Raw genomic sequence first — 16,549 nt, forward strand, 5'->3', positions numbered from 1 at the left:
TTCTCCGGCTGTGGAGAAAGCTCCGACAGCATCCTGCGCTTTAAACATTACTTCAGATCGGCCTGCACCTGATGAATCGGCTTCGCCCACGGGTTTTTCGCCTGCACGTCGGCTGGCAGCGTGGAAACGGCACGTTTTGCTTCATCTTTGGAAGCATAAATACCACTCACCAGCACATACCACGGTTGACCGTTACGGGTCGTCTGATAAACCACGTAGTTTTTCAGATTCGATTTCTTCGCCCAGGCGTTGAGGTTGTCATAGTTAGACGAACTGCTCAGCTGAAGGGTGTAGTTGCTGGAAGAGGCCGACTGCAAAGAACCCACGTTGCCCGTCGTTTTACCTGGCGAAGCGCCCGTTTTGGCTGCGGGAGCCGCAGGTGTTGTTGCAGCAGGTGTTGTTGCAGCAGGTGCGGTTGTGGTCGCCGTTGCTTTCGGTGCAGCGGTTGCCGCAGGCGTTGGCGCTTTAACCGGCTGGCTCACCGCAGGTTTTGTCTGCGCTGGCGCTTTCGTTTCTGGCGCTTTTGCCACGGCCTGTGGTTTCGTCTCACGCTTCGGCTCAATCACAGCCTGCTTACGCTCCTGGCGTGGTGCAGTCTGCGTCTGGCGCGGTTTGGTTTCCGTTGCCGCCGTCTGCTGCTGGGCATTGCTGCCATGAACTGGCGCAACGGTGGCTGGTTCAGTTGGCAGCGTGGAGTTCACCACGGCAGCGTTAACCTGTTCCTGATTCTGCGGCTGCATCAGCGCGTTGTTCAGATCGCCCTGAACCTCAACACGCTGCTGGCCTTCAGGCGTAGCTGGCGCCTGGCCCTGAGTCGGGGTAGAAGAGACAGGCGGCAGAGAGATATCCTGACCGGCGCTGGTATTGCCTGCGGTCTGCTCTGCGGAAGTGGTGCCCGGCGCAGGCTGAGCGCCATTCGCCTGGTTGCTCGCATCGTTACCAGACAGGTCGATGCTCTTCTCGGCAGACGCGGTCTGCTCGGTAGAATGGGTAGAAGGGGCTTTTAGCGCGGAACCAATGCCGACAATAAGCAATACCAGCACCAGAACGCCAAGGCCCATCATGATGTACTGACGGGAGGCCGGTTTTGCCGCTACCGCTTTTTTACGCTTGCGCGGTCGACGTTCAACAGGCTGTTCATCCATTAACTCTTCTTCGGATTCAAACTCCTCGTCTTCACGCTCATTGCGCGCGTTGCGGCTACGCGAAGGGCGACGATCGTCTGCATCCAGATCGACATCGTCAAAGTTGATCTGCGGCTCGTTATCACGTTCTGAAGATTGACGAGAACGACCAGTACGACGATCGCTGGGATCGGGTTTCAGCTCGTCTTCTGGTTTGAATTCATCCATTTAACACCCCACTCAAAGGCTTCTGCCAACGACTCTGCATTAACCTGAAGCTAAAACGACCACCTGTTACAGCGGTCTGACCTTTCTAGTTGTTACGCTTGCTGACAATCAGCAATAGCGCCAAGTACGACTTCGTGCGGCACTCCGCCGCGCACTTCACTTTTCCCTATTGCAAGCGGGAGTACCAGACGCATCTCACCTGCTAATACTTTTTTATCGCGCATCATGTGGGGAAGGTACGCCTGCGCAGACATTTCCTGCGGACCACTTACCGGCAAGCCAGCACGTTTAAGCAACGCGATGATACGTGCTGTCTCTTCCGGCCTGAACTGCCCCAGACGTTCAGAGGCACGCGCCGCCATAACCATTCCGGCAGCGACAGCTTCACCGTGAAGCCAGTTACCGTAGCCCATTTCGGCTTCGATCGCATGACCAAACGTATGCCCCAGATTCAGTAAAGCACGTAAGCCGGTTTCACGCTCATCTGCGGCAACGACTTCTGCTTTCAGCTCACAACAACGGCGAATACAGTAGGCCATTGCCTGCCCGTCGAGGCGCAGCAGCGCATCCATATTCTCTTCCAGCCAGGTGAAGAACTCCCCGTCAAGAATAATGCCGTATTTGATCACTTCTGCAAGGCCGGACGCCAGTTCGCGCGCTGGCAAGGTTTTCAGACAGTCGAGATCCACCACCACCGATGCAGGCTGGTAGAACGCGCCAATCATGTTTTTGCCGAGCGGATGGTTAACCGCCGTTTTACCGCCCACAGAAGAATCGACCTGTGAGAGCAACGTGGTTGGAATTTGAATAAAGCGCACGCCGCGCTGGTAGCTGGCGGCTGCAAAACCGGTCAGATCGCCCACAACGCCGCCGCCCAGGGCAAGCAGTGTTGTATCACGACCGTGCGGTTTTTGCAGAAGTGCGGTAAAGACGGTATCCAGTACCGTCAGGCTTTTGTACTGCTCGCCATCGGGCAGAATCACACTGTCGACCTTCACGCCCGCCTGCTCAAGCAGGTGACGTACACGGTCGAGATAAAGCGGAGCCAGCGTCTCGTTGGTGACCAGCATCGCCTGATCACCCGCTTTCAGTGGTAAGAAGGAAGCTGGGTCGTTAAACAAACCAGCCGCGATGGTGATAGGGTAACTACGTTCCCCGAGAGTAACTGTAATCCTCTCCATGACGCGACATCCACCTTAAATGCTTTTACCCGCAGGCGAGTGTATATATAGCCAGAATCAGTTGCTTTCCAGCATATGAATAATCTGGTTTGCAACCACTTTAGCGCTTTGATCGTCAGTACGAATGGTCACATCAGCAATCTCTTCGTACAGAGGATTGCGTTCATCGGCCAAAGCTTCCAGAACTTCACGTGGCGGTGTTTCAACCTGCAACAACGGGCGCTTTTTATCACGCTGCGTGCGTGCCAGCTGTTTTTCGATGGTCGTCTCAAGATAGACCACTACGCCACGGGCGGAGAGACGGTTGCGGGTTTCGCGAGATTTTACAGAGCCGCCGCCAGTTGCCAGCACAATGCCCTGTTTTTCCGTGAGTTCGTTGATCACTTTTTCTTCTCGGTCACGGAAACCTTCTTCGCCTTCTACGTCGAAGACCCAGCCCACATCCGCTCCGGTTCGTTTCTCAATCTCTTGATCAGAATCGTAAAATTCCATATTGAGTTGTTGAGCTAACTGACGCCCAATAGTGCTTTTGCCGGCACCCATAGGCCCAACCAGAAAGATATTGCGTTTCTCTGCCATTTTTTCGGTACTACTAAGACTATTCGTTAATGGTAATCCCCGCTGCGCAGACACCCGGCGTAGCAGGACATGAACTGAAACCTCATTTGCAATAGAGCGAGAGTCAGACGAAAAATTATCTCAATACTCCGGCTTGTTTGGCAACTGATTAAATCACCGTTCCCGGCGCATAAGGAAATAAGACGTAAGTCCAACTCAAATCGGTACTCCTTGTATGCTAATTCATGCCCCACGTCAAACATCTGCAACAAACTGAATGCAAAATCATTGCGGGGATCGTTACCCATTACTGAATACTGACCAGACGTGGCGTGATAAACACCACTAACTCGCGCCGTTCGTTATCTTTTCCGTCATGGCGGAACAGCTGACCCAGCCACGGAATGTTGCCCAGCACGGGCACGCTGTCGCGTCCGGTTTTATTCTTTTGCGAAAAGATCCCGCCCAGCGCGAGCGTTTCCCCACTTTTTACCTCTACCTGCGTTTCGATCTCCTGCTTATCGATCGCCAGCGTTTCGCCGTCTGCCTGTTGTAGCACCTGGCCAGGCATATTTTCACTGATATGCAATTTCAGGCGCACGCGACCGCCCGGCAGAACCACCGGCGTGACCTCCATGCCTAATACCGCCTCTTTAAATTCAACGGATGTCGCCCCGCTCTCGCCGCTGGAAACCTGATACGGAATTTCGCTGCCCTGCTTGATGCTGGCCGGCTGCATGTGCGATGCCAGCAGTCGCGGGCTGGCGATGATATCCACCTGCTGCTTTTGCTCAAGCGCCGACAACTCAAGATCCAGCATCCTGCCGTTGATGCGTCCAATGTTAAACCCTGCGTGGGTGGTCGCACTGGCCACCGACAGGTCCGCACCCAGCGTCGTGACCTGACCCACCTTACTGGCCTCCGTTGCGTCAGCGAGGTTCCATTTCACCCCCAGTTCACGCAGGCTTTTTTCACTGATGGTCACAATCTGCGCCGCCAGTTCCACCTGCTCGACGGGCAGATCCATCTGCACAGCCCAGCGCTGTAGCATATCCACCACCGTCTGGTTATCCCTGACCAGAAAACGGTTGGTGCGCTTGTCGACGGAGAGACTGCCTTTCGGGCTTAAGAGCTTTTCCGCCGCTTTTTGCAATTCGGCCGCATCCGCATAAGCAAACGGAATGCTGTGAGAGTGCAGCGGGGCGTCGAGCAGACGCTGGGCCCGCTCCTGCTCTTTACGCGTCTGTTGCTCCCGTTGCCAGGCCGCCGTATGCACATAAAAAATGCCGCCCTCTTCCCGCAATACCAGCCCGGCGCTGTTCACTACCGTCTGAAGCGCCTGCCTCCAGGGCACCCGCGTTAAATTCAGCAAAAGCGAACCGCTGACATCCGGCGACACCACCAGATTGCGATCCTCCTGCGCTACCAGCGCCTGTAATATTTGCACCACCGGGACATCATCCACCAGCAGGGTGACCGGTTTTGGCGTCGCGGCCCACAGGGGCTGGCTGAGTACCGCCAGTAACAGCCCTATCCTTATCTTCACTTTTTTTCGTTCCTTCTCGTTGCCATGTCCATCGCTTCGGCTCGCACATATCGCCGACATCAACGGTCAGTTGTTGTCTATCTATCGCGCTCACCCGCCAGCCTGTCGGTAACCGCATCTGCGTTTTTACCCGGTGCCAGCGTTTCTGCCCGTCCTGCATAAGGCCGATATCCCTGCTGCCGCTGACTATCCCCTGATACCGCCACTGGCTGAGCTGCCCGGCTGCGCAACGCTCTTCCGGCACAGAGAAGGGATCCCGCATCCCGGTCAGGAAAAGCGGAGAAAGCAGGATGACTAAACGGGCTTTACTGCGCATGACCGATCTCCAGTTGCAGGCTGAGGCGTAACTGTTTGCCCTGTGGGATGATGGAAAACGCACTCACCCGCACGTTCTCAAGCGCCAGCCGGGAAAAGAGCGCCGGAACCGCGCCCCATGAGGCATCCAGCGCCAGCTCTCCCCCACTCTGCTGCGGCTTCCAGTACACCAGCCTTGCGTCCTCACGCTGAAATGCCAGGGGAGAAAAGGGCCGCGAGGGCGTCACTTGCGTAAACACTGCTTGCCGTCCGGCCTCTGGCCACAGCGAGGCGTTGATTCGCTTCGCACTGATGGCCTGCGCCTGAACATCGGCGTAACGCAGAGCAGCGGGCCTGAGCAGTAGTCCCCAAATTGCCCACGCAACAAGCCCCGACGCGATCAACCAGCAAAGGACGCGCCGGGAAGGACGAGCATCAGCCCAGCGTTGATACCAGATACCCACCGGCTACCTCCGGCTATGCAGTTTAAAAGAGAACATCCATCGCCCCAGACTATCCTGTTGCAGTTCGCCTGCCGGTCCGGGGTTAAATCCCGTCACCCTTTTCAGCGCATCGGTCATGGCTGCGAGCGCTGGCAGTGAAGTGGTATAGCCGGTCAGGGTCAGCGAGGGTGGCTGATAACGCAGCGCCGTCAGCCACGCCTGCCGGGGCATTGCGCTGGCAAGCGATTCCAGCGCGGGTTGCCAGGCCGGATCAGACGGCGGCGAAGGGGTTTTCAGCCCCGCTGACTGCGGCTGACGGGCTCTCAATACTTTCTGCACCGCCCGTGTCCCCGCCAGTTCGCGCTGCAACGCCTGTAACGCGAGAGACTGCGTCGCCCGCAGGCTGATACCACCCGCCAGCATCACCAGCAATGAGGCGGCAAACAGCATCCCCCAGAAACGCAGGCGCTGATTACGTTGCTGCCGACGCCAGGGTAAAAGATTGGGCATGCTCATTACGGCGCCTCGCTCATGGCCAGCGCCAGGGCGACGGTGTAATCAGCACCGCATTCCGGCAGCGGCGGCTGGCACAGCGTCACCGCTTCCCAGGGCTCGCGGGCAGCATCAAACACGGCGATATCAGAAGAAGAAAGCGCAAGCAGCGCCGCCAGTTCATTCACCGTCGCCGCTTCTGTGGTGTAGCGCCGCCCCCACTGGTGACGCATCGCCCATAGCCACTGGTGTTGATCTCTCCAGGCGACGCACCGGGCGGGGGCAACAGCAGAGAGAAGATTAGCCAGCGCGCCGGCATCCGGGGCGATTGCTGCCAGACGCAAACGCAGCGCGTTCGCCAGCGTCAACAGGGTATCGACCTCTCTGTTTTGCGCTGCGGTAACCTGAAAAGTGTTGCTGAACGTATCCTGCGCGTAGTCAAAGCAGAGCGTATCGGCGGGCATCTCCAGCTCACGCGCTAATGCGGCGCCTACCCAGGTGAGCTGTTCGCTGTCACGCAAGGTAACGGATGGACGGGGCAACGCGCGTTGCAGAACGCGCGTTGCCGGAAATGAGAGGAATACCCGATGCGAGTGCGGCAATGTTTTTCGCCAGCCACGTAATGCGTTAACCAGCTGTTCTGGCTTAAGTATTTTGCCTTCCCCGATAACGCCGTCCGACAGCGGCACCGCCCACCAGCGCCGTAAACGCCATCCGGCCCGCTCTCTGGTCAGCGCCACCGCAACCACCTTATCCTGTTGAATATGAACACCTGTTTGCCACGTTTTAAAAGCCATGCTTCACGATCTCCTTATCGCCCGTCGGAGTGACGGCTATATCAATGAATCAGGCTTGCCTTTATACTACCGCGCGATTGTTTAGAAACTGCCCAGGCTAAACCAAATGGGAAATCTCCGGTGAAGTTCGTAAAGTATTTATTGATCCTTGCAGTCTGTTGCATTCTGCTGGGAGCAGGCTCGATTATTGGTTTGTACAAATATGTCGAGCCGCAACTCCCTGATGTCGCCACGCTTCGTGATGTGCGGCTTCAGATCCCTATGCAGGTCTATAGCGCCGATGGTGAACTGATGGCGCAATACGGCGAGAAACGTCGTATCCCTTTGACCTTAAATCAAATCCCACCCGTGATGGTGAAAGCTTTTATCGCCACCGAGGACAGCCGTTTTTACGAGCACCACGGTGTCGATCCGGTCGGTATTTTCCGTGCGGCAAGCGTGGCGCTGTTCTCCGGTCATGCCTCTCAGGGGGCAAGTACCATTACCCAGCAGCTGGCGCGTAACTTCTTCCTCAGCCCGGAAAAGACGCTGATGCGTAAGATCAAAGAGGTGTTCCTCGCGATCCGCATTGAGCAACTGCTGAGCAAAGACGAGATCCTTGAGCTTTACCTCAACAAGATCTATCTGGGCTACCGCGCCTATGGCGTAGGGGCTGCGGCTCAGGTCTATTTTGGTAAGCCGATCGATCAGCTCACGCTGAGCGAAATGGCGACCATTGCCGGCCTGCCAAAAGCGCCATCCACCTTTAACCCGCTCTACTCGCAGGACCGCGCCACCGCGCGCCGTAACGTGGTGCTGTCGCGTATGTTGAGCGAAGGCTATATCAGTCAGTCTGAGTACGATAAGGCGCGCAGCGACGTTATTGACGCCAATTACCATGCGCCGGAAATCGCCTTCTCTGCACCGTATCTCACTGAAATGGTTCGCCAGGAGATGGTGAGTCGCTACGGTGATAAAGCGTATGAAGATGGTTATCGCGTCTATACCACCGTGACCCGCAAAGTGCAGCAGGCTGCCCAGCAGGCGGTGCGTAATAACGTGATGGATTACGATATGCGTCACGGCTATCGCGGCCCGTCCAACGTGCTGTGGAAAGTGGGGGAAGGCGCATGGGACAGTAAAAAAATCACTGATTCCCTGAAAGCGCTGCCGACCTATGGCCCGCTGCGTCCGGCTGTGGTCACCCAGGCCGATCCGCAGGAAGCGGTGGCGATGATGGCCGATGGTACATCCGTTTCGCTGCGCATGGAGGGTGTCCGCTGGGCGCGTCCGTACCGCTCTGACACTCTTCAGGGCCCGACGCCACGTAAAGTGACCGATGTGGTACAAACCGGACAACAAATCTGGGTCCGTCAGGTCGGTGATGCCTGGTGGCTGGCGCAGGTGCCGGACGTCAACTCTGCGCTGGTCTCCATCAATCCGCAGAACGGTGCCGTGATGGCGCTGGTTGGCGGGTTCGATTTCAACCAGAGCAAATTTAACCGCGCGACCCAGGCGCTGCGTCAGGTTGGTTCGAACATCAAACCGTTCCTGTATACCGCGGCGATGGATAAGGGGCTGACGCTCGCCAGCATTCTCAACGACGTGCCAATTTCCCGCTGGGATGCCGGTGCGGGCTCTGACTGGCAGCCGAAGAACTCTCCGGCGCAATACGCTGGCCCTATCCGTCTGCGTCAGGGCCTTGGCCAGTCGAAGAACGTGGTCATGGTTCGCGCGATGCGTGCGATGGGCGTTGATTATGCGGCAGAGTATCTGCAACGCTTCGGCTTCCCGGCGCAAAACATTGTTCATACCGAATCTCTGGCGCTCGGCTCCGCGTCCTTTACGCCGCTCCAGGTCGCTCGTGGCTACTCGGTGATGGCGAACGGGGGATTCCTGGTCGATCCGTATTTCATCAGCAAAATCGAGAACGATCAGGGCGGCGTACTGTTTGAAGCGAAACCGAAAATTGCCTGCCCTGAATGCGATATTCCGGTGATTTACGGCGACACGCCAAAATCCAATGTCCTGGAAAACAAGGATATGGAAGATGTGGCGATCTCTCAGGAACGTCAGAATCTGGCGGTGCCGCAGCCTCAGCTGGAACAGGCCAATCAGGCGCTGGTCGCCCAGAGTGGCGCGCAGGAGTACGCCCCGCACGTGATCAGCACGCCGCTGTCGTTCCTGATTAAGAGCGCACTGAACACCAACATCTTTGGCGAACCGGGCTGGCAAGGCACCGGCTGGCGAGCGGGCCGCGATTTGCAGCGCCACGACATCGGCGGCAAAACCGGGACAACCAACAGTTCAAAAGATGCCTGGTTCTCAGGTTATGGCCCGGGCGTTGTCACCTCGGTCTGGATTGGTTTTGACGATCACCGCCGCACTCTGGGGCGCACAACCGCTTCTGGCGCGATTAAAGATCAGATTTCCGGTTACGAGGGTGGGGCTAAGAGTGCGCAACCGGCCTGGGATGCTTACATGAAGGCCGCTCTCGAGGGCGTGCCGGAGCAGCCGCTAACGCCTCCGCCGGGCATTGTCACGATCAATATTGACCGCAGCACTGGACAGCTCGCGAATGGCGGTAATAGCCGTGCCGAGTATTTCATCGAGGGTACGCAGCCAACCACGCAGGCGGTGCATGAGGTGGGTACAGAGATCATTGATAACGGCGAGACGCACGAACTGTTCTGACGCCAACTAAAAAGCCGGGTGGCGACTACGCCTGACCCGGCCTACAACATCAATGCAAAACGGCAACCTTCGGTTGCCGTTTTTAATGGTGGCGCTACAAACGATCCTGCCCCTTCAGCCACTCTCGTACCAGGAACAGTGCGCTCACGTTGCGTGCCTCGTTAAAGTCAGGATCTTCCAGCAAATCCATCAGATGAGCCAGCGGCCAGCGAACCTGCGGCAGCGGTTCCGGCTCGTCTCCTTCCAGCGATTCAGGATAGAGATCTTCCGCGACAACGATGTTCATTTTGCTGGAGAAATAGGACGGCGCCATGCTCAGCTTTTTCAGGAACGTCAGCTCTTTCGCGCCAAAACCGACCTCTTCTTTCAGCTCCCGGTTTGCCGCTTCAAACACCGTTTCGCCCGGATCGATCAGTCCTTTGGAGAAGCCCAGCTCGTAGGATTCAGTGCCCACGGCGTATTCACGAATGAGGATCAGGTGCTCGTCGACGATAGGCACTATCATCACCGCTTCACGCGAGGAGGGGCGCATACGCTCATAAACACGACGCACACCGTTGCTGAACTCCAGATCCACGCTTTCGACATTAAACAGACGCGATTTCGCGACGGTTTCAACATTCAGAATGGTGGGCTTTTGTAAGGGTTTGGTCATCTTGACGGGTCTTTGCTGGGTGAACTGGCTTTATTGTGCGATACGCCGCACGGTTTCGGCAATGTCATTTGCTCTTTATTTACATTTATGCAACGTAATTGAATGCGATTCTCATTTCAAAACAAATGTCAAGAGGTTGAAATGTTTCCAGGAATTTGCTGATATCGCGCCGGAACAGGCTTTGTTATCATTACCGGTCACTGGGATGCGCGTCAACATGCTCAAGTTAGACTCCATACTTGCCGATAGCCGACCACAGAATCTCATTCATTGTACAAAAGGTGCGACTGACAACACCTGTAAGAAGATAAGTAAGATGGGGAAAGCATGAGCACCATTTTGATTTTTCTCGCTGCTGTGCTGGCCTGCGCGTCGATTGCGGTGTGGGTATTCAGGCGCCGCGTACATCGCCGTTATCGGCTGCCCTTTTTAAACGCGTTCGCCGGGGCAAACACGCGCAAGCTTTCGCCAGAGGAACGCAGCACCGTTGAGCAGTATCTCGACACGCTGAACCGATCCCGGCTTTCGCCTGGCCCTACCGGCGCCAGCGCCGCCCCCGTATCGCTCAACCTTAACGCACAAAGCGACACCGTTCTGTGCGTGACGCGCTCCATTACCCGCTACGGCATCACAACCGACGATCCCAACAAATGGCGTTACTATCTCGACTCTGTTGAAGTACACCTGCCTCCCTTCTGGGAACAGTATATTAACGACGAAAACAGCGTCGAGCTCATCCATACCGATACGCTGCCGCTGGTTATCTCCCTTAATGGTCATACTCTGAGCGAATATGTTCAGGAAGCGCCACGCTTTGCGCTGGAACGCGCGAGCGGAACGCAGGCCTCTATTCGTGGTGAAGAGACAGAGCAGATTGAACTGCTCAACATCCGCCAGGAAACGCATGAAGAGTACGTCCTGAGCCGCCCGGATGGCATTCGCGAAGCGGTGCTGATTGTCGTCTCGTTCCTGCTCTTTTTCATCTGCCTGCTGACGCCGGACGTGTTTGTTCCGTGGCTCGCGGGTGGCGCAGTACTGCTTCTGGCCGCCGGGCTGTGGGGCATATTTGCCCCGCCGGCAAAAACGTCATTACGCGAAATTCACTGCCTGCGCGGAACCCCAAAACGCTGGGGACTGTTCGGTGAGAACGATCAGGAACATATCAACAATATCTCGCTCGGGATCATCGATCTTATCTATCCACGCCACTGGCAGCCGTGGATTGCGCAGGACCTGGGCCACAAAACGGATATTGATATCTATCTCGACCGCCACGTTGTACGCCAGGGACGTTACTTATCCCTGCACGACGAAGTAAAAAACTTCCCGCTTCAGCACTGGCTTCGCAGCGCGGTGATTGCCGGTGGCGCCGCGTTAATCTTCCTCATGCTGCTGCTTTTCGTGCCGCTGGATATGCCAATTAAATTTACCCTGTCATGGATTAAAGGGGCGCAAACCGTGGAAGCCACCAGCGTACAGCAGCTCGAAGAAGCGGGTGTACGCGTGGGGGATACGTTGCGCCTCAAAGGCACCGGGATGTGTAATATCCACTCACCGGGTGCCTGGAACACGCGCCAGAACTCGCCGTTCGCGCCGTTCGACTGCTCTCAGATCATCTGGAATGACGCCTCTCCGCTGCCGCTGCCGGAATCGGATGTGGTCAATAAGGCCACTGCGCTCACCCAGACGATTAATCGCCAGCTCCATCCGAAACCGGATGATGATTCTCGCGTCAGCCCTGCCCTGCGTTCGGCTATTCAGAAGTCGGGCATGGTACTGCTGGATGACTTTGGCGAAATCGTCCTGAAAACCGAGGATCTCTGTTCCGCCCAGGATGACTGTATCCGGCTGAAGAACGCGCTGGTCAACCTCGGCAACAGCAAAGACTGGGACGCGCTGGTGAAACGCGCCGAAGCGGGACGCCTGGACGGTGTGAACGTGCTTCTGCGTCCGGTCAGCGCCGAGTCGCTGGATAATCTGGTAGCGACCTCTACTGCCCCCTTCGTGATGCGTGAAACCACCCGTGCCGCCCAGGCGCTTAACAGCCCGGCGCCGGGCGGTTTTGTGATTGCCAGCGATGAAGGCAGCGACCTGGTGGATCAACCTTATCCGCAGGTTTCGCTGTATGACTATCCGGCACAGGAGCAGTGGAGCGAATTCCAGCGTCTGGCGCAGATGCTGATGCAGACGCCATTCAGCGCGGAAGGGATCGTCACCACCCTCTTTACCGACGCCAACGGCACGCGTCATATTGGCCTGCACCGTATGCCGGATAGCGCTGGCCTGTGGCGCTATATAGGGACATCCCTGCTGCTGATTGCGATGCTGGCGTGCATCGTCTGGAACGGTTATCAGGCCGTACGCCGCTATCAGCGTTCCCGCACGCGGCTGGCAGAAATCCAGGCCTACTACGAAAATTGCCTTAACCCGAAACTGATCTCCTCTTCTGAGAGCCTGATCGGATAACGTCCCTGCGCGACAAGTTGTGCTACCCTGTCGCGCACGTTTCTTCTGGCTGGAGTTCCCCCTTATGCATCTTGATATCGACTGGCAGGTGGTCGATACCGTCCTGCTTGATATGGACGGCACGCTGCTTGATCTCGCCTTTGATAACTATTTCTGGCAAAAGCTGGTCCCGGAAACTTACGGTGAACAGCAGGGGATCTCCCCGGCAGAAGCGCAGGAATTCATTCGTTCGCAATATAGCGCGGTGCAGCATACGCTAAACTGGTACTGTCTTGACTACTGGAGCGAGCGACTCGGTTTGGATATTTGTGCCATGACCACCGCCCAGGGCGCACGCGCCGTACTGCGCGAAGATACGGTCCCGTTCCTGGACGCGCTGAAGGCCTGCGGTAAGCGCCGTATTTTGCTGACAAATGCGCATCCCCATAACCTGGCCGTGAAGCTGGAACATACCGGGCTTGCTTCACACCTTGATTTATTGCTTTCCACCCACACATTTGGTTATCCGAAAGAGGATCAGCGGTTGTGGCATGCCGTGGTGGAAGAGACCGGTTTACAGCCGGAACGCACGCTGTTCATTGACGACAGCGAGCCGATTCTGGATTCTGCGGCCGCTTTTGGCATTCGCTATTGTCTGGGCGTGACCAATCCGGATTCCGGCCTGGCTGAAAAAAGCTATCTGCGACATCCGGGGCTGAACGACTATCGCCGGATGATCCCCTCACTCACCGTGAAGGAGACGCCATGAAAGAAAAACCCTCTGATGGGGTAAGACTGGATAAATGGCTGTGGGCCGCCCGTTTTTACAAAACGCGCGCCCTTGCCCGTGAAATGGTTGACGGCGGAAAGGTGCATTACAACGGTCAGCGCAGCAAACCGAGCAAGCTGGTTGAACTGAATGCCACGTTAACGCTTCGCCAGGGCAACGATGAGAAAACGGTGGTGGTGAAAGCCATTACCGAACAACGGCGGCCCGCAACCGAAGCCGTTTTGCTGTATGAAGAGACGGCCGAAAGCATAGAGAAGCGCGAGAAAACCGCGCTGGCGCGCAAAATGAACGCGCTAACTATGCCTCACCCGGACCGGCGACCGGATAAAAAAGAGCGCCGCGATCTGATGAAATTTAAACACGGTGAGAGCGAGTAACCCTCACCTGCACGAGAGATGAAAATGGCCCAACACGACCAATTACACCGCTATCTGTTTGAACAATTCGCCGTGCGCGGCGAGCTGGTCACCGTATCCGAAACCTGGAAACAGATTCTGGAAAACCACAACTACCCGCTGCCGGTGAAAACCCTGTTGGGCGAACTGCTGGTTGCCACCAGCCTGCTGACCGCCACGCTGAAGTTCGCTGGCGATATTACCGTTCAGTTGCAGGGTGATGGCCCGATGTCGCTGGCGGTGATCAACGGTAATAACCAGCAGCAAATGCGCGGCGTGGCGCGCGTTCAGGGCGATATCCCTGAAAATGCGGATCTGAAAACGCTGGTCGGAAATGGCTACCTGGTTATCACGATTTCGCCTGAAGAGGGTGAGCGCTATCAGGGCGTTGTCGGTCTGGAAGGCGATACGCTTGCCGCCTGCCTGGAAGATTACTTCATGCGTTCCGAACAGCTGCCAACCCGTCTGTTCATCCGCACCGGTGAAGTGGATGGTCAGCCTGCTGCCGGTGGTATGCTGCTTCAGGTTCTGCCTGCGCAGGATGCGCAGACCAATGATTTCGAGCATCTGGCAACGCTGACGGAAACCATCAAAGCGGAAGAGCTGTTCACCCTGTCGGCGACCGACGTGCTGTGGCGTCTGTACCACGAAGAAGAAGTGACGGTTTACGATCCGCAGGATGTGGAATTTAAGTGCACCTGCTCCCGCGAGCGTTGTGCCGGCGCCCTGAAAACGCTGCCGGATGAAGAGATCGACAGCATCATGGCGGAAGACGGTGAAATCGATATGCACTGTGACTACTGCGGTACGCACTACGTGTTCAATTCGATGGATATCGCGGAGATCCGCAATAACGCCTCTCCGGCGGATCCGCAGGTTCACTAAGCTCTGAGCCTGATGCCCGGCGGCGCTATGCTCGCACGGGCCTACAATGAATTGTGCAATTTTTTGATATGATTGCTAATTGTAGGCCGGGTAAGCGTAGCGCCACCCGGCAAGAAAAAGCACTAACGCCACTGCGCATTATTGTAACTGTCGTAGCTCATATCGACACGCTCCCCAAAAATCTCAATATCCGCCCAGGGCTTCACGACAGATTTCACTTTCCTCTGCCTTAATGCGCGGTCAAGTTCTCCTCTGGTCAATGCCTCCGGCATTTTCCACGCGTCCCCGGCGATCCTCCAGCCCGTGTTAGTTTGTGTGTAAGCCACGATCGTGCGATCGGTAAATTGAAATAGCACGGCTTCCGGCTTGCCGTCGCTGTTAAGATCCAGCGGCATAAGTAAACAGTTACTCTGGGCGCTATCGCAGCTCTCGAAGCGATACTGATTGCTGAGCATGGCTTGCCACAATGTCTTATCAGGATGAGCCATTCCCGGTGCGAGCTGGACCTGTTTTTCCAGCATCGCGGCGGTCATCTTACCTGCTCCGCCAGCATTCCTGGAGAGAAGACCATTTATTTCACGCTGGCGTTTTGGGTTAGAGATAAACTGCGGATCGTTTTGCAGCGTGAGCATCGCCTCCCGCCCCTTTCGTCCAGCGTTACTGAGCATATACAGGCTGACTTGATCCGCAGTTATTCTGCCGTCCTGATAGCGGGCCATATGGCTTGCAACACTTATTCGCCACGGATCCAGCACGGGGGTATGGACCAACGCCAGGAAAATGAGGGAAAGCAGCCCGGTCGCCGGGATGACGTACGCATGGATCTTCTGCGGTTCACGGCGCTGAATCAGAGCGCTGGCGCAAAAACCGATCGCCCAGACCAGCGCCACGATGGTTATCAATACCCCGTACAGACGCTCGGGTGACCAGCCGTATTGCGAAATGCGTAGCCACAGCGCCCACCCCGCCAGAACCGGATACGCGGGTACGATAGCCACAGCGAGGCGAATCATCCCTCGCAGCGGGGCATAGTAAGGCAGTGTTTGACGCTGTGGATGCCACACTATCGTCACCAGGAATAACAGCAGCAGCGCTAAGGTGGTCAGCAAGCCCGCGGCGGATATTCTGGCTGAAATGGATTCAAAGCCGACAAAAGGCAACGCGCCAATAAAGAGCAGCGCCAGCGCCGCCATCAGGGGAAGCAGACCGGTGGCGATGAGGGTCAGCAGATTTTGCAGGGCATGGATTAACCTTACCTGCATACGCGTGAGCACGGCCGCACTGGCTGAAACCACGCCAATCGCCACTGAAATAAACCCGTCAGAATGAAAGAAAAGACGATCAAAAAAGCCGATGCCGATAAGTTCGAAAAGCTCGGCCCAGAGGAAAAGCACCAGCCAGAAGAGACCATTCGAAACAAAAATAATGAGCAGTGTCAGCGCGTTATGCCAGTTTCGTTGATAAAAGTCGCTGTAGAACGAGGTAGTCGGGACGGGATCCAGACGCCGCTGAAGCCATGGCAACACGAACAGCGTCATCAGCAGCAGATGAAAGCCGAAAACGAGCATCTCATCTCTGAGATTCCAGCTTTCGAGTCCTGCAACGCTCCACTTAAGCCAGCCGCCCATACCCGCGACTGCCGCGCCGATCATCCCGAGTGACAGCCACAAAAATGGCTTTCTGAATGACGTCATGGCAAGAGACAACGTGGTTGTCATTACCACGGTGGCAGGTACTACACACATCAGCCACAGCGTATCCGATGGCAATTTTGCGTACTCGATATACCACATGATTACATAGCAAATTACGCCCTGTAGAGCCCCCGCCAGCACGACGGCTACGCGCGTTAAAGCGGATAACGTCTCACGGTTTTCCATTTCTCATCCCTTGTTCATGAAAAATCTATTGTCTCATCAAAGCAAAACTCTGGCCCCCACCTCAAACTCTGAAAATAGCTGACCCAGGAGACCTGAATCGTTTTCCCAGTGTAACCCTTACGTAATTTTCTTACATGTATGCGATTACATTCACATTCTTCTG

General features: G+C 56.2%; 15 protein-coding genes. 5 read left to right on the forward strand and 10 right to left on the reverse strand.

The window, feature by feature from the left end; all coding sequences use genetic code 11:
* Positions 1-47: 47 nt before the first annotated feature.
* From damX to O1724_RS21380, 8 genes are all read right to left on the reverse strand, one after another.
* Positions 48-1,352, reverse strand: a complete 1,305-nt coding sequence (damX, locus tag O1724_RS21345; protein WP_045349841.1) for a cell division protein DamX — start codon at positions 1,350-1,352, stop codon at positions 48-50.
* Positions 1,353-1,444: 92 nt separating this feature from the next.
* Positions 1,445-2,533, reverse strand: coding sequence for a 3-dehydroquinate synthase (aroB, locus tag O1724_RS21350; RefSeq protein WP_003861631.1), 1,089 nt, complete (start codon positions 2,531-2,533; stop codon positions 1,445-1,447).
* A 57-nt stretch (positions 2,534-2,590) separates the two neighbouring features.
* Positions 2,591-3,112: a shikimate kinase AroK gene (gene aroK / locus O1724_RS21355; protein WP_003861630.1), complete on the reverse strand. Its 522-nt coding sequence runs from the start codon at positions 3,110-3,112 to the stop codon at positions 2,591-2,593.
* 286 nt (positions 3,113-3,398) lie between these two features.
* Positions 3,399-4,637: a DNA uptake porin HofQ gene (hofQ, locus tag O1724_RS21360; RefSeq protein WP_126297143.1), complete on the reverse strand. Its 1,239-nt coding sequence runs from the start codon at positions 4,635-4,637 to the stop codon at positions 3,399-3,401.
* Entirely contained in the window at positions 4,549-4,953 is a 405-nt protein-coding gene (locus tag O1724_RS21365) for a HofP DNA utilization family protein (protein ID WP_003861627.1), read from the reverse strand. Before O1724_RS21365 ends, hofQ begins: the two co-directional genes overlap by 89 nt.
* Positions 4,943-5,395, reverse strand: coding sequence for a HofO family protein (locus O1724_RS21370; protein ID WP_023314950.1), 453 nt, complete (start codon positions 5,393-5,395; stop codon positions 4,943-4,945). Before O1724_RS21370 ends, O1724_RS21365 begins: the two co-directional genes overlap by 11 nt.
* Positions 5,396-5,398: 3 nt before the next feature.
* Positions 5,399-5,890, reverse strand: coding sequence for a PilN domain-containing protein (locus O1724_RS21375; RefSeq protein WP_072140025.1), 492 nt, complete (start codon positions 5,888-5,890; stop codon positions 5,399-5,401).
* Positions 5,890-6,663: a type IV pilus biogenesis protein PilM gene (locus O1724_RS21380; protein ID WP_126297144.1), complete on the reverse strand. Its 774-nt coding sequence runs from the start codon at positions 6,661-6,663 to the stop codon at positions 5,890-5,892. Before O1724_RS21380 ends, O1724_RS21375 begins: the two co-directional genes overlap by 1 nt.
* 120 nt (positions 6,664-6,783) lie before the next feature.
* On the opposite strand from O1724_RS21380, the gene mrcA reads away from it, so the two are divergent.
* Positions 6,784-9,336 (forward strand): peptidoglycan glycosyltransferase/peptidoglycan DD-transpeptidase MrcA, encoded by a 2,553-nt coding sequence (gene mrcA / locus O1724_RS21385; protein WP_023314953.1) that lies wholly within the window; start codon positions 6,784-6,786, stop codon positions 9,334-9,336.
* Positions 9,337-9,430: 94 nt separating this feature from the next.
* Here the strand turns inward: mrcA and nudE are convergent, their stop codons facing one another.
* Positions 9,431-9,991, reverse strand: coding sequence for an ADP compounds hydrolase NudE (gene nudE, locus O1724_RS21390; RefSeq protein ID WP_058659679.1), 561 nt, complete (start codon positions 9,989-9,991; stop codon positions 9,431-9,433).
* Between the two features lie 327 nt (positions 9,992-10,318).
* Between nudE and O1724_RS21395 the strand changes: the two genes are divergently transcribed.
* The 4 genes from O1724_RS21395 (at position 10,319) to hslO (ending at position 14,506) form a co-directional block, all read left to right on the forward strand.
* The gene (locus O1724_RS21395; protein ID WP_003861620.1) at positions 10,319-12,457 is read left to right on the forward strand and encodes an intracellular growth attenuator family protein; all 2,139 of its coding nucleotides are present in this window, start codon (positions 10,319-10,321) and stop codon (positions 12,455-12,457) included.
* Positions 12,458-12,521: 64 nt separating this feature from the next.
* Positions 12,522-13,205, forward strand: a complete 684-nt coding sequence (gene yrfG, locus O1724_RS21400) for a GMP/IMP nucleotidase (RefSeq protein ID WP_126297146.1) — start codon at positions 12,522-12,524, stop codon at positions 13,203-13,205.
* The gene (hslR, locus tag O1724_RS21405) at positions 13,202-13,603 is read left to right on the forward strand and encodes a ribosome-associated heat shock protein Hsp15 (protein ID WP_003861618.1); all 402 of its coding nucleotides are present in this window, start codon (positions 13,202-13,204) and stop codon (positions 13,601-13,603) included. Before yrfG ends, hslR begins: the two co-directional genes overlap by 4 nt.
* Positions 13,604-13,627: 24 nt before the next feature.
* Positions 13,628-14,506, forward strand: coding sequence for an Hsp33 family molecular chaperone HslO (hslO, locus tag O1724_RS21410; RefSeq protein ID WP_023304550.1), 879 nt, complete (start codon positions 13,628-13,630; stop codon positions 14,504-14,506).
* 122 nt (positions 14,507-14,628) lie between these two features.
* On the opposite strand, the gene O1724_RS21415 is transcribed toward hslO, so the two are convergent.
* Positions 14,629-16,386 (reverse strand): DUF4153 domain-containing protein, encoded by a 1,758-nt coding sequence (locus O1724_RS21415; RefSeq protein ID WP_126297147.1) that lies wholly within the window; start codon positions 16,384-16,386, stop codon positions 14,629-14,631.
* Between the last annotated feature and the right edge of the window lie 163 nt (positions 16,387-16,549).

The sequence above is a fragment of the Enterobacter cloacae complex sp. HYC074_NIDB genome (assembly GCF_056673345.1).

What these genes read in the sequence shown, in the direction of transcription:
- yrfG (WP_126297146.1), top strand. Translation starts at nt 12,522, where the DNA reads ATGCATCTTGATATCGACTGGCAGGTGGTCGATACCGTCCTGCTTGAT.
- damX (WP_045349841.1), bottom strand. Translation starts at nt 1,352, where the DNA reads ATGGATGAATTCAAACCAGAAGACGAGCTGAAACCCGATCCCAGCGAT.
- O1724_RS21375 (WP_072140025.1), bottom strand. Translation starts at nt 5,890, where the DNA reads ATGAGCATGCCCAATCTTTTACCCTGGCGTCGGCAGCAACGTAATCAG.
- O1724_RS21365 (WP_003861627.1), bottom strand. Translation starts at nt 4,953, where the DNA reads ATGCGCAGTAAAGCCCGTTTAGTCATCCTGCTTTCTCCGCTTTTCCTG.
- O1724_RS21395 (WP_003861620.1), top strand. Translation starts at nt 10,319, where the DNA reads ATGAGCACCATTTTGATTTTTCTCGCTGCTGTGCTGGCCTGCGCGTCG.
- aroB (WP_003861631.1), bottom strand. Translation starts at nt 2,533, where the DNA reads ATGGAGAGGATTACAGTTACTCTCGGGGAACGTAGTTACCCTATCACC.
- O1724_RS21380 (WP_126297144.1), bottom strand. Translation starts at nt 6,663, where the DNA reads ATGGCTTTTAAAACGTGGCAAACAGGTGTTCATATTCAACAGGATAAG.
- hslO (WP_023304550.1), top strand. Translation starts at nt 13,628, where the DNA reads ATGGCCCAACACGACCAATTACACCGCTATCTGTTTGAACAATTCGCC.
- aroK (WP_003861630.1), bottom strand. Translation starts at nt 3,112, where the DNA reads ATGGCAGAGAAACGCAATATCTTTCTGGTTGGGCCTATGGGTGCCGGC.
- O1724_RS21415 (WP_126297147.1), bottom strand. Translation starts at nt 16,386, where the DNA reads ATGGAAAACCGTGAGACGTTATCCGCTTTAACGCGCGTAGCCGTCGTG.
- hslR (WP_003861618.1), top strand. Translation starts at nt 13,202, where the DNA reads ATGAAAGAAAAACCCTCTGATGGGGTAAGACTGGATAAATGGCTGTGG.
- nudE (WP_058659679.1), bottom strand. Translation starts at nt 9,991, where the DNA reads ATGACCAAACCCTTACAAAAGCCCACCATTCTGAATGTTGAAACCGTC.